Source organism: Deinococcus aestuarii, from assembly GCF_018863415.1.
Lineage (GTDB): Bacteria > Deinococcota > Deinococci > Deinococcales > Deinococcaceae > Deinococcus > Deinococcus aestuarii.
In genome coordinates, this window is record NZ_JAHKSN010000008.1 from 24,346 (window position 1) to 36,544 (window position 12,199).

The following is a 12,199-nucleotide window of genomic DNA, read 5'->3' on the forward strand; positions in this document are numbered from 1 at the left end:
GCTACCCACGCGCGGCCTTCTTGCTCAGGAAGTCCGCCCAGGTCACCGTGCCGCGCGGCGCCTCCGGCTCCACGAGGTCGCCCCGCTGCATGGCGCGCAGAACCGGGTGCGGGAGCGGCAGGCGGAGGGGGAGCACCCGCCCCGCCCGCCCGCGCGCCGCAAGCCAGGCCCGCGCCATGTCCGGAATTCGCAGCACCTCCGGCCCGGCAAAGTCGAGGGTGCCCCGCTCTCCAGCGAGCACCCGCCGCGCGAGTTCGCGGGCCACGTCCTCCACCGCGACGGATTGGAGCACACCGTCCGGGACGAGGAGCCGGGGCAGGCGGCTCGCCTGGGTCAGCAGCCCGTCGGCGAAGTGGTGAAACTGCGTTGCCCGGAGGATCAGGTGGGGCAGACCGCTCGCCTCCACCAGCTCCTCGCCGCGCACCTTGCCCGCGTAGGAGCCGAAGCCCCGGACCCGCCGCGCGCCGACGATGGAGACGTAGGCGAAGTGGGGACGCCCGGCGGCGCGAGCCACTTCGAGCAGGTTCAGCGTGCCCTGCACGTCGCGCAGAGGATCACTCAGGTCGTGGGCGACGTGGACGACTCCGCTCACCCCCACCAGGGCCCGCGCGAGTCCAGACCCGGCGATGTAATTCGCGACGGCGTACTCGGCCCCCTCCACACGTCGCCCGGGTAGTTGCCGGGTCAGCACCCGGACCCGCGCTCCACCTTCCAGGAGCGACCGGACGAGCGGGCGTCCCAGGGGACCCGTGCCGCCCGTCACCAGGATCAGACGGTCAGCCATCTTCGCCTCCTTTCAGAATTTCGGCGAGGGTCCGCACCAGCACCCCGTTTTCCTCCGGCAGGCGGGTGGACACGCGCAGACGGTCGGGCAAACCGTAGCTCGCACAGTCGCGGACCCTCACGCCCCGCTCCAGCAAGGCCGCCGCCACGCGGGAAGCGTCCCCCACCTCCAGGGTGAGGTAGGGGGTGCCGTGGTGCTCGACCGGGCCGAAGGTCGAGAGGGCCGCCGCGAGGTCACGCGCCCCCCCGGCAACCTGTGGCAACGTCTGCGCGAGGAAGCTCCCCCCCTCCGGCAGCGCGGCGAGGACGGCGGCGGTCGAGGCGGGGAGGTGCCACGCGGGGGCGAGGTTGTCGAGGCGGGCCGTCACCTCCGGGGAGGCGAGCGCATAGGCGGGCCGCGCGCCGACCAGCCCGTGCGCCTTGCCGGGCGAGAGCACCCGGACGACGGCAGGGTGGGCAGGGGGAATGGGCGCGGCGGTGAAGGGCGCGTACGCCTCGTCCACGATCAGCAGCGCCCCGGCGGCGAGACAGGCGTCGGCGAGGGTCAGCAGCTCCTGCGCCGTGTGGGCGTGTCCGGTGGGATTGTGGGGGTGCCCGACGTACACGAGCACGACTCCGGGCGTGATCTTCGAAACGACCCGCCCAGGCGTCGTCACCTCCACCCCCGCCCGGACGAGGGCGGCGGCGCGGGCGAGTTCGCCGAAGGGGGCGTGGACGCTCAGCAGCGTCCTGCCGGGGGGCAGGCAGGCGCGGGCGAGGCGGTGGAGCAGGTCCGAGGCCCCGACCGAAAGGGTCACCCCGTCCGCATCCCAGCCGTGCCACGCGGCGAGGCGGGCGCGCACGTCCGCGTAGCCCGGGTCGGGGTAGTGGGCGTGGTCGGCATCCCGGAGAGCTTCCACCAGCCTCGGATTCGGGCCGTACGGGTTGGCGTTCACGCTGAAGTCGAGCCCGGCGAAGGTCCGGGAGGTCGGGCCTCCGTGTGGGGCGCGGGGCAAAAGGGGCGGGAGAAGGTCGGTCACGCGGCCCCCCGGCGGGGAGTGGGAAGCAGCAGCGCCACGGTCGCGAGCGCCACCGTCCAGCGGGCGAGGCGCAGGGCGCGGGGCACGTCCGCCGCCCCCGGCGCCCGCCCCCCCGCGTTCAACACGTACACCCCCCGCTTGTCGAGCCGCACCCCGAGGGCCCCCGCGAAGGCGCTCATGGGGTGCCCGGCGTTCGGGCTGGGGGTGGCCGGGGCGTCCCGGCGCCACATCCGCCACGCGCCGGGGGCGTCGAGCCCCGCCGGGGGGGCCGCGAGCACCGCGCACAGGGCCGTCAGCCGGGCGGGCGCGAGATTGAGAAGGTCGTCGGCGCGGGCGGCCAGCTTCCCCGAGTGTTCGAGGTCGGGCGTACGGTACCCCCACATCGCGTCGGCGGTGTTCGCGTAGCGGTAGAGGGCGGCGAGGGGCAGCCCGCCCGCGCGGAACATCAGCAGCGGCGCGACCACGCTGTCCGAGAGGTTTTCCGCGAGGCTTTCGATACACACGCCCGCGACTTCCGCCGCGCTCAGTTCCCCCGTCTCCCGGCTGACGAGGTGCCACGCCAGGAGCCGCCGCGCCCCCGGCAGGTCCCCGGCGGCGAGGGCGGCGTGGACCTCCCCCACCGCCCCGAACAGCGCCCGGCGGGCGAGGAGCGGCTTGAGGAAGGCGCCGCGCGTGATCCAGCCCCCCGGAAGGTGGCCCGCGAGGAGCCCGGCTCCGGTCGAGAGGGCCGCCCCGAGCCCCCACCACGCCCCCCCCTCGGCGAACCGTCCCGCCGGGGTGGTCGCCCGCCAGCGGCCCCGCGCCCCGTTCAGGAAGCTTCCCATCCAGACCACCGGATGCACGCCCGCGGGCGGCTCCCCCAGCGCGTCCAGCGCCAGGGCGAGGAGGAGCGACGACCGCGCACCGCGTCCCGCGTCCCGCCCCCTCATGAGCACGCTTCCACCAGCCGCCGGGCCAGCGCCTCGTCCGCCCCGTGGTGGAGGTGCAGGTAGCTGGCGAGGACGTTGCCGTGCGCGTAGCCTTCCTCCACCCGCCCCCCGGCGCCGTCCGTCCAGGCGTAGGCGGGCCGGGTGGGCGGGTGGGTCAGGACGCTGTGGTGAAACTCGTGCCCGCGCAGCGCCTGGCCCGCCGGGGCGAGCGGCGAGGGGGCCAGCGTGGTGGCGTCCCGGTAGCCCAGGGTGAGCCGGGGCGCCATCCGGGTGCGGTAGGGGATCACCCCGCACATCTCGAAGACCCGCCCCCCCGCGTCCTCCAGCGTCTCACCGAGGTACATCAACCCGCCGCACTCGCCGATCACCGGGCGCCCGTCCGCCGCGAAGTCGCGCAGGGCCGCCCGCAGGGAGACGTTCGCCGCCAGCTCCGCCGCGTGGGCCTCCGGGTAACCGCCGCCGAGCAGCACGCCGCCCGCACCGGGGGGCAGCCCCGCGTCCCGCAGCGGGCTGAAGGGCACCAGCCGGGCCCCCGCCTCGCGCAGGGCGTCGAGCGCGTCCGGGTAGTAGAAGTGAAACGCCTCGTCGTGGGCGTAGGCGATCACGGCGCGGTGTGCCGGGACGGGCGCGGGCGCCCCCTGAGCGGGCAGGGCGGGAGCCTCGGCCGCCTCCAGCAGGGCGTCCAGCCGGAGGTTCGCGGCGGCGCGCAGGGCGCTTTCCTCCTCCCAGCTCGCCTGCTCGGCGCTCAGCAGGCCGAGGTGCCGGGCGGGGAGATGCAGGGCCTCGTCGCGCGGGACGAACCCCAGCACGGGCAGGCCGATCTGGGTCAGGGCCACCTCGCACAGCCGCGCGTGCCGCTCCCCCGCCACCCGGTTGAGGATCACGCCGACGACCCTGAGGCCAGGGCCGCCCTGTTCCCCTCCAAACGTCCGCAGGCCGTGGGCCACCGCCGCGACCGTCCTCGCGCTGCCGCCCGCGTCGATCACGAGCACGACCGGGGCTTCAAGCAACCGGGCGAGGTCGGCGGTCGAGTGCGCGTCGCTCGCCGGGTCGCGCCCGTCGTACAGACCCATCACCCCCTCCAGCACGCAGATGTCCGCCCCCGACGCCGCCCGGGTGAACAGGGTCCGCAGCCGCTCCGGGGCGAGCAGGAAGGAGTCGAGGTTGCGCGCGGGCACCCCCGCCGCCCGCGTCAGGTGGGTGGGGTCGAGGTAGTCCGGCCCCAGCTTGAAGGGCCGCACCCGCAGGCCCCGGTGCCGCAGGGCCAGGCACAGGAGCGAGGCGACCGTCGTCTTCCCGCTGCCCGAGTGCGGCGCGGCGAGAACGAGCCGCCTCAAGACGGGCCCCTGGCGAGCGGCGCGGCCCGGCGCAGGAGGCCGAAGGTTCCCGTGACCGGCCTCCTGCCTTCTGCTCTCAGCCTTCGGCCTGTCCCCACGCCCACCCTCGCCGGAGGTCTAATGTTCGATCCCCGCCTGGGCGCCGATGCCCGCCTCGTAGGCGTGCTTGACGGGCTGCATCTCGGTCACGGTGTCGGCCAGCTCGATCAGCTCCGGCAGCGCGTCGCGCCCGGTGATCACGACGTGGAGCCCCGCGCCCCGCGCTCTCAGGGTCGCCTCCACGTCGGGCCAGGCGACCCAGCCGTACTTGAGGGGGTAGGTGAACTCGTCGAGGACCACGAGGTCGTGCTCGCCGGAGAGGATCGCCTCTTTCGCCAGCTCCCAGCCGTGCGCCGCGAGGGCCGCCGAAGTTTCCAGGTCGCGCGAGCGCCAGGTGAACCCGTCGCCCAGCCCCTCGTAGGGCAACCCCAGCGCGTCGAGGGTGCGGTGCTCGCCGAATTTCGCGTTCTCGTGCTTGAGAAACTGGAAGAGCCGCACCCGCAGCCCGCGCCCGTGCGCCCGCAGCATCAGCCCGAGCGCGGCGGTCGTCTTGCCCTTGCCCTTGCCGGTGTTGACGATCAGCAGGCCCCGGCGCCCCTTCGAGAGGTCCTCACGCTTGCGGTAGGTGTCCCGCGCCTCTTGCAGCTCGCGCATGGCGGCCTCGCGGCGGGCGGCGGTGTCGGGGTCGGTCATTTCAATGCCTCCGGGTGCAGCCAGCGGATCAGGGCGCGCAGGGCCACGGGCAGGCGGGGGCCGGGGCGAGAGAGGGCGTCCCGTTCCTCGGGGCTGGGGGTGTACACGCGCCCACTCCTCACGGCCTGGAGATTCGACCAGCCGGGTCGCGTCCGGGCCTCCGTCAGGGGCACGCCGATCATCACCTGCGGGTTGGCCTGCACGATGAGTTCGGGGTCGATCTTCGGGAAGTCGCCCAGCCGCGCGGGCACGATGGTCCGCCCGCCCGCCTTGTCGATCAAGGTGCCGATGAAGGAATTGGGGCCGACCGAGTACGGGGTCGGGTCCACCTCGTAGTAGGTGCTCACCTTGGGCAAGCGGGCCACGCTCGCCTGGAGCGTATTCAGCTCGCGCCGCATCCGCGTGATGAGGTTCAGCGCCCCCGTCTCCCGGTTCGTCAGCCGGCCCAGCACCCCGATCTTCTCGAAGACGTCGTTGTACGTCTGGGCGCTGCCGCCGTACACGGTCAGGCCCGCCTGCGCCAGCTTCTCGGTCAGCCTGGAGCCGCTCGACTCGTCCGCGAGCACGAGGTCGGGCTTCAGGGCCAGGATCGCCTCGATGTCGGGCTGGAAGGCGCTGCCGACCTTGGGCAGCCGGTCCGTCACCGCCTTGGGGAAGTTGCTGAAGCGGTCCACCGCCACGAGCTTGCCCCCCGCGCCGATGGCGGCGAGCGTCTCGGTGTGGCTGGGCAGCATGGAGACGATGCGCCGGGGCTCGCCCCTCAGGGTCACGGTGCGGCCCAGGTCGTCCCGGACGGTCAGGGGGTAGGAGGTGGCGAGCGCGGCGCCGGTGAGCAGCGCGGCGAGGGGGAGCAGGCGGGCAGGGTGACGCATGGGGGCAGGAGACTCCGGCGTGCGGGGCGGGGAGCGGAAGCGGTCGCACGGCAAAAGCCCGCTCCAGCCGGGGCCGGAGCGGGCATCACGGCCCGGGAAGCCGGGGGGGATGCGCGGTCTCGAAACGGGCCCTCTGACGGCGAGAGGTGCCCCGTGTTCACCCTGTTCATAGGGGGCACGGGGCGTCCCTGGGCGGCATTCGGGCTGACAGGACGGGACGCCTGCTTACCGCTGCGCGACAGCGCCGGACTCTCACCGGACTTCCCCGACACCAGGTGCGGGCAGGGTAACAGAGGCGGGGGGGTGGAAGGCAACCCGGCGGACAATCCGGGCCCTTATTCCGGCGGGCGCAGGGCCGTCAACCACCAGTGCCCGTCCGAGCGCCGCAGCGTGGCGGCCGTGCCGGGCGGTGTGGCGACGGCCCGCAGCCCGACCGTGAGGCGCAACGCCGCCTGCATGGGTCCGGCGTGCGTGAAGGCGACGACCTCGCCGGATTCGGGGAGGCCAGCGAGCCAGTCCCGAACGCGGGCATGAAAGCCCCGGCCCGTCTCCCCTCCCGGCGGCCCGCCGTCCGAGTCGGGATCGGCCAGGGCGTCGATCCAGGCCCGCGGCGCCTCCCCGAATGCTGCCTCCAGCTCCGCCCAGGTCCGCCCCGCCATCACCCCGAAGCGGGCCTCCAGCAGGGCCGGGGTGGGCACGGGCTGATGGAAGCCGGCGAGCGCAGCGGTCTCGCGGGCCCGGCGGCTGGGGGAGGTGAAGGCCGCCGCGTCCGTCGGCAGCCGTAGCGTGCGGGCGAGGGCACGTCCTTCGGGGGAGAGGGGCGCGTCTTCATCCTCTCCCGGATAACGGCGCTGGGCGTTCGGCACGGTGGGCGCGTGGCGGACGAGGTGGAGCGTCAACACCCGCTCACCCCCGGCCCCATGCGAAAGCGCACAGGGCCGCGAGTTCCGCCGTCACGACGACGAGCCCGTAGGTGTCGCCGTTGAGCCCCCCGCCCAGCCGGGAGGCGGCGAACCGGGCGACGAGCAGCGCGGCGGCGAGCGCGGCGAGCGCAGCCCCCCACGCGCCGGGGAGGATCAGGGCGGGCAGGGCGAGGAGCAGCGCGGCCCCCCAGCGACCTTCCCGCGAGCGCGCACCCAGCGACTCCTGCCGCGCCGCCGGGTAGAGGTTCATGGGGAAGAGCAAGACCGTCCGTGCCACGACCGCCGCGACGACCGGGGCGAAGGCCGGAATCGGCGCCGAGAGCAGGCTCCACAGGGTCAGCAAGGCAAGGACGCCCACGGCGAGGCCGAACGCCCCCACGTGCACGTCGCGCAGGATTTCCAGCCGCCGCTCGGGGCTCTTCAGGGCGAACAGGGCGTCGGCGCTGTCCACCAGCCCGTCGAAGTGCAGCATCCCCGTCACCGCCAGCCACGCCCCCACCGCGAGGGCCGCCCGCACCCCGTCCGGCAGGGGCAGGGGGAGCCACAGCAGCAGGGCCACCACACCGCCCACCGCGTACCCGGCGAGCGGATAGTAGGCGCTCGCCCGCGCGAAGTCCCCCTCCCTCACCTCGCGGACATGCGGAAGGGGCAGCGTGGTCAGGAAGGTCAGCGCCAGGTGGGCCGCGTCGAGCTGTCGCCGCCAGGAGGAGCGGGAATCGGTCATGGACGAATCACGAGGGGGATGGTGGCACAGGTGAACGGCGAGCAGACTGGTTGTTCTTGCTCCTCCCCCTTGAGGGGAGAGGCCCGGACTCGCAGAGCTGCGGAGCAGGGGGTGAACGGGCAGGGCATCCGAGAAAAAGTGTCGTTGATCCCCTCGATCAGCCGCCGACCTTGGCTCCGCTAGGCGCGCTTCCCCCTCTACCCCCCCAACGTCGCCCGCCCCCGCACCCGCTTCGCCCTGACCGCCTGCCCCGCGAGCGCCACCGTGAACTGCACCCCCAGCACCCCCGCGATCACCCCCGTGATGCTCGCGTCGAGGGCCAGGGCGACGGCGTACCCGACCACGCTGGCCGTCAGCCCCGCCAGCAGGGTCAGCCCCAGGGCCTGCCGCAGACGGCGGGTGAGCAGCAGGGCGGTCGCGGGCGGCACGATCATGAAGGCGACGACGAGCACCGCCCCCACCGCGTCGAAGGCGGCGACGGTCGTCAGCGCGACGAGGGTCAGCAGCGCCCCGCCGATCAACGCGGGCGAGAAGCCCAGGGTGCGGCTCAGGCCCGGGTCGAAGGTGCTCAGCCGCAGTTCCTTGAACAGCAGCCCGACGAAGAGGGCGTTGACAAGGAGCATCCCGCCCATCAGCAGCCACGCGACCGGCAGGCCGAGCCAACCGGTCCGAAAGGGCGTGTACGCGATCTCCCCGTACAGCACGGCATCGAGGTCGAGGTGGACGTTGCTGTAGTTCAGGCTCACCGCAATGACCCCGGCGGCGAAGAGGGCCGGAAAGACCAGCCCCAGCGCCGCGTCCGCCTTCACCCGACCGCTGCGCGTGAGGAGGGCGGTGAGCGCCACGGTCACGAGCCCGAAGAGCGCCGCCCCCACAAGCGCGGGCAGGGTGGCGAGGCTCCCGCCCGTCACCCAGTACCCCGCCACGATCCCGGGCAGCGCCGAGTGGCTGATCGCGTCGCTCAGCAGCGCCTCGCGCCGCAGCACCAGGAACAGGCCCAACAGCCCGCACGCCCACGCCACGAACACGGCGGTCACCACGATCACGAGGTCGAAGTCCAGGGGCAGCGGCGCCGGGGTCATGCCTGTCCCCCCGAGTTCAGCTCCCGCAGGAGCCGGGCACGCACCCGCCGCTGCCGCACGAGTTCGGCCAGGACTCCCCGGCGCGGCGCGACGAGGAGGGACAGCACCGCGAGGGCGGTCGCGGCGAGCACCGTCACGGCCCCGGTCGGCAGGCTGCCCGCGCCGGAGGAGACGCCCAGGCTCAACCCCGCTCCCAGCGCCCCGCTCAGCGCCCCGAAGGCCCCGGCGAGCCCCAGCATCCCCGAGAGGCTGCGCATCCACTGCCGCGCGGCGACGGCGGGCGCGATCAACATGGCGGCCATCAGCACCACCCCGACCGTCTGGAGGCCGATCATCACCGCGAGGACGGTGAGGGCCGTGGAGAGCGCGGTGAGCCCCGGCACGGGCCAGCCCTGCACCCGCGCGAAGTCGGGGTCGAAGAGGCTGATCTTCAGCTCCTTGTGGAGCAGGGCGGCGGTCCCCAGCGCCAGCGCCCCGAGGAGGGCGAAGCGGATCACGTCCCCCTGCGTCAGCGCGGCGGCCTGCCCGAAGAGGAACTTGTCGAGCCCCGCCTGCGCGGCGTTCCCGCTCTGGCCGATGGCGGTCAGCATGGCGATCCCGATGCCGAAAAAGGCGCTGAAGGTGACCCCCAGGGCGGCATCCTCCTTCAGGCGGCTGTACCGGAGGATGGCGAGCGCGAGGAGGGAGGCGGCGAGCCCGCTGACCCCCCCGCCCAGGAGCAGGCCCAGCGTGTCGCGCGTGCCTGTGAGCAGGAAGGCCGCGCAGATGCCCGGCAGCGCGGCGTGCGCCACGGTGTCCCCGATCAGGCTCTGGCGTCGCAAGACGGAGAAGGTGCCCAGCGTGCCCGCCACGAGGCCCAGCAATGCCGAGCCGAGCAGGATGCTGCGCAGGGTGTAGTCGGTCAGGAGGTCGAGGGGATTCACGGCCTCGCCCCCCCGGTCCCTGGCGACAGGTCCCCGGCGAGGGCGGCGGCCAGAGCCCCGTGCCGTTCCCCGTAGGCGGTCCGCAGGTTCGCCGGGGTGAAGGCCACCTCCGTCGGCCCGCTGGCGACGAGTTCGACGTTCAGGAGCGCCACGTGGTCGAAGTAGTCCCGCACCGTGTCGAGGTCGTGGTGGACGGCGACGACGGTCCGCCCCTCGCGTCGCAGCTCGCGCAGCACGTCCACGATGGCCCGCTCGGTCACCGCGTCCACCCCCGCGAAGGGCTCGTCCATGAAGGTGAGGTCGGCCCCCTGCGCCAGCGAACGGGCCAGGAACACCCGCTGCTGCTGCCCGCCCGACAGCTCGCTGATCTGCCGCCCGGCGAGGTCGGCCATCCCGACCCGTTCCAGGCAGCCCAGGGCCGCCTCCCGCTCGCGGCGACCGGCGCGGCGCAGCCACCCGAGCCGCCCGTACAGGCCCATCGTCACCACGTCGAGGGCGCTCGCCGGGAAGTCCCAGTCCACGCTCGTCCGCTGGGGCACGTAGGCCACCCGGGACCGCACCCGCGCGAGGGGCTGCCCGAAGAAGAGGGCCTCCCCCGAGAGGCGGGGCACCAGCCCGAGCGCCGCCTTGAGCAGGGTGCTCTTCCCCGCCCCGTTCGGCCCGATGATCGCGGTGAGGGACGCGGCGGGCACATCAAAGGAGACGTTCCACACGGCGGGCCGCTCGCGGTAGGCGACGCTCAGGCCGCGCAGGGCGAGGGGGGGAGCAGGGTGGGTCGCGGTCAGGGGCGCGGCGGCCCCGAGGGTGACGGTCATTTCAAGGCCTCCACGATGCTTGCGATGTTGTGGCGCACCATGCCGACGTAGGTGCCCTCGGGCGTGCCGTGCTCCCCGGCGGCGTCGGCGTACAGCTCGCCGCCGATCTCCACCGCGTGCCCGCGTGCCCGCGCCGCCTCGCGCACGGCCTGCACCGCGCGGGGCGAGACGGTGGACTCCACGAAGACGGCCTTCACGTTCCGCTCGGCGAGGAAGGCCGCCAGGGAGCGGACGTTCTGCCCGCCCGCCTCCGCCACGGTGCTGATGCCCTGGAGGCCGCGCACCTCCACCCCGTAGCGGCGCGAGAGGTAGCCGAAGGCGTCGTGCGCGGTCACGAGGACCCGCTGCCGTTCGGGCACGGTGCGGAACTGCGCGGCGGTCCAGGCGTCCAGATCGCGCAGCTCGCCCAGGTAGCGGCCCAGATTGGCCTCGTACACGGCTTTCCCCTCGGGGTCCACCCGGCTCAGCGCCTCCCCCGTCGCGCGGGCGGCGTAGGCCCACAGGGTCGGGTCGAACCAGACGTGGGGGTCGTGCGCGCCGCTCAGGGTGAGCAGGCGGTCCTCCGGAATCGCCTCCGAGACGGCCACGCTGGGCACGCGGGCATTGAGCGCGTGGAGGATGTCCACCATCTTGCCCTCCAAGTGCAGCCCGCCGTACAGCACGAGGTCGGCGCCCGCCAGCCGCCGCACGTCCCCGGCGGACGCCTTGTAGAGGTGGGGATCGACCCCCGGCCCCATCAGCCCGGTCACCCGCACCCGGTCCCCCCCGATCTGCGAGGCGAGGTCGGTGATCATGTTGACGGTGGTGACGACGTGGACGCGCCCGTCGGCCGCCTCGCCCTCCCCCGGCGTAGTCGCGCAGGCGGTGAGGGCGACGGCCAGCAGCGCGGCGGGAAGAGCTTTCAACGCTCCGCCTCCCCCGCGTGGACCTGGACCTGCGCGGCCACGCCGAGGGCGAGGGGGAGGGCCACCCCGCCCGGCAGGACGAGGGTCAGGGTGCCGAGCGCGGCGTCCACCCGGTCCACCCGCACGGCAACGCCCGGCGTCAGGCCCGCCGTGACGAGTGCCCGGAGCTGCGACGGGTCCGCGTCGGGCACGCGGGCGACAGTGCCCGCCTCTCCCGGCGCCAGTTGGGTCAGGCGGCGCTCCTCGCGCTCGGGCAGCTCCCCCGTCAGGGTGGGGATGGGGTCGCCGTGCGGGTCGTGGGTGGGGTCGCCCAGCCAAGCCGCGATGCGCGCCTCCAGCCGCTCGGAGAGGACGTGTTCCAGCCGCTCGGCCTCCTCGTGCACCTCGTCGAGCGGCACGCCCAGCGCGCGGTGGAGGAAGAGTTCGAGCAGGCGGTGGTGGCGCAGCACCTCCAGCGCCACCCGCTGCCCCTCGCCCGTGAGCTGCGCCCCCTGGTACAGCGTGTGCGCCACCAGCCCCTGCTCGCCGAGCTTGCGCAGCATCCCGGTCGCGCTGGCGGGCGCCACCCCCAGCGCCTCCGCCAGGGCCTGCGTGTTCACCTTGCCGTGCTGCCCGAGGAGATACAGGTGCTTGAGGTAATCCTCGGCGGAGGGCGAGAGGATGAGGGCCGTCATGACTCTATTTTAGGCGTGCCTAAAATCATGTCAAGAGTCGGGCACGGGGCGGTGGGACTTTTGACCGCCTTCCCGCTGCTCCTCTGTGAGGTGACTTTGACCCACTCCACCCCCGACGCCCTGGGCGATGAAAAACCCCGCCGGAGCGGGGCGCTGAACTGGGGTTCGGGTCGCGCAGGGGGTCCGGGAAAGCCGCGCTCAGGCGGCGAGTTCGGCCTGGATCACCTGGAGGCGGCGACCGCCCGCGAGCTGGGCGACGATCTCGTGCCGAAGGGCGTTGGCGCTCTCCAGGCCCAGTTCATCGATCAGCCGCACGAAGTCGATCTCACGGTACGCCCGGTCATCGGCTTGGGCGTGGGCGAAGTAGGCCACCAGCTCTTCGAGGGTCAGGGGAGACACACCTTCAGCTTGCACCCCGGGGATTAAGCTTTCCTTATAAAACCTCTCAAACTGCTGAGGTTGAGCGTCGAAGGAACGGAAG

Annotated in this window: 14 protein-coding genes and 1 riboswitch; all 14 genes read right to left on the bottom strand. The window is 73.8% G+C overall.

Translation table 11 applies throughout. The features are described 5' to 3' along the window. Position 1: 1 nt before the first annotated feature. Complete coding sequence (locus IC605_RS11475) at positions 2-784, bottom strand: SDR family oxidoreductase (RefSeq protein WP_216323635.1); 783 nt, start codon at positions 782-784, stop codon at positions 2-4. Further along, positions 777-1,802, bottom strand: a complete 1,026-nt coding sequence (locus IC605_RS11480; RefSeq protein WP_216323637.1) for a pyridoxal phosphate-dependent aminotransferase — start codon at positions 1,800-1,802, stop codon at positions 777-779. Before IC605_RS11480 ends, IC605_RS11475 begins: the two co-directional genes overlap by 8 nt. Continuing rightward, positions 1,799-2,731 (bottom strand): adenosylcobinamide-phosphate synthase CbiB, encoded by a 933-nt coding sequence (gene cbiB, locus IC605_RS11485; RefSeq protein ID WP_216323652.1) that lies wholly within the window; start codon positions 2,729-2,731, stop codon positions 1,799-1,801. Before cbiB ends, IC605_RS11480 begins: the two co-directional genes overlap by 4 nt. Next, on the bottom strand, positions 2,728-4,068 hold the full coding sequence (locus IC605_RS11490) for a cobyrinic acid a,c-diamide synthase CobB (protein WP_216323655.1): 1,341 nt from the start codon (positions 4,066-4,068) through the stop codon (positions 2,728-2,730). The genes cbiB and IC605_RS11490 overlap by 4 nt, the downstream gene beginning before the upstream one ends. Before the next feature lie 117 nt (positions 4,069-4,185). Beyond that, positions 4,186-4,800 (bottom strand): cob(I)yrinic acid a,c-diamide adenosyltransferase, encoded by a 615-nt coding sequence (gene cobO / locus IC605_RS11495; protein WP_216323660.1) that lies wholly within the window; start codon positions 4,798-4,800, stop codon positions 4,186-4,188. After that, a complete protein-coding gene (locus tag IC605_RS11500; protein ID WP_216323663.1) occupies positions 4,797-5,672 on the bottom strand; it encodes an ABC transporter substrate-binding protein in 876 nt (291 codons plus the stop codon). Before IC605_RS11500 ends, cobO begins: the two co-directional genes overlap by 4 nt. A gap of 194 nt (positions 5,673-5,866) precedes the next feature. Further along, positions 5,867-5,938: riboswitch (cobalamin riboswitch) on the bottom strand. Positions 5,939-6,007: 69 nt separating this feature from the next. Continuing rightward, on the bottom strand, positions 6,008-6,574 hold the full coding sequence (locus tag IC605_RS11505) for a histidine phosphatase family protein (RefSeq protein WP_216323667.1): 567 nt from the start codon (positions 6,572-6,574) through the stop codon (positions 6,008-6,010). Positions 6,575-6,578: 4 nt separating this feature from the next. Then, a complete protein-coding gene (locus IC605_RS11510) occupies positions 6,579-7,319 on the bottom strand; it encodes an adenosylcobinamide-GDP ribazoletransferase (RefSeq protein WP_216323670.1) in 741 nt (246 codons plus the stop codon). A 197-nt stretch (positions 7,320-7,516) separates the two neighbouring features. Further along, a complete protein-coding gene (locus tag IC605_RS11515; protein WP_246580730.1) occupies positions 7,517-8,401 on the bottom strand; it encodes a metal ABC transporter permease in 885 nt (294 codons plus the stop codon). Then, positions 8,398-9,324 (bottom strand): metal ABC transporter permease, encoded by a 927-nt coding sequence (locus IC605_RS11520; RefSeq protein WP_216323673.1) that lies wholly within the window; start codon positions 9,322-9,324, stop codon positions 8,398-8,400. Before IC605_RS11520 ends, IC605_RS11515 begins: the two co-directional genes overlap by 4 nt. After that, positions 9,321-10,139 carry a metal ABC transporter ATP-binding protein gene (locus IC605_RS11525; RefSeq protein WP_216323676.1) on the bottom strand — a complete coding sequence of 273 codons (819 nt, stop codon included), beginning with the start codon at positions 10,137-10,139 and terminating at the stop codon, positions 9,321-9,323. The genes IC605_RS11520 and IC605_RS11525 overlap by 4 nt, the downstream gene beginning before the upstream one ends. Further along, positions 10,136-11,044, bottom strand: coding sequence for a metal ABC transporter solute-binding protein, Zn/Mn family (locus tag IC605_RS11530; protein WP_216323679.1), 909 nt, complete (start codon positions 11,042-11,044; stop codon positions 10,136-10,138). Before IC605_RS11530 ends, IC605_RS11525 begins: the two co-directional genes overlap by 4 nt. Further along, complete coding sequence (locus IC605_RS11535) at positions 11,041-11,718, bottom strand: metal-dependent transcriptional regulator (RefSeq protein WP_216323682.1); 678 nt, start codon at positions 11,716-11,718, stop codon at positions 11,041-11,043. Before IC605_RS11535 ends, IC605_RS11530 begins: the two co-directional genes overlap by 4 nt. A 198-nt stretch (positions 11,719-11,916) precedes the next feature. Beyond that, entirely contained in the window at positions 11,917-12,117 is a 201-nt protein-coding gene (locus tag IC605_RS11540; RefSeq protein WP_216323686.1) for a hypothetical protein, read from the bottom strand. Positions 12,118-12,199: the final 82 nt, after the last annotated feature.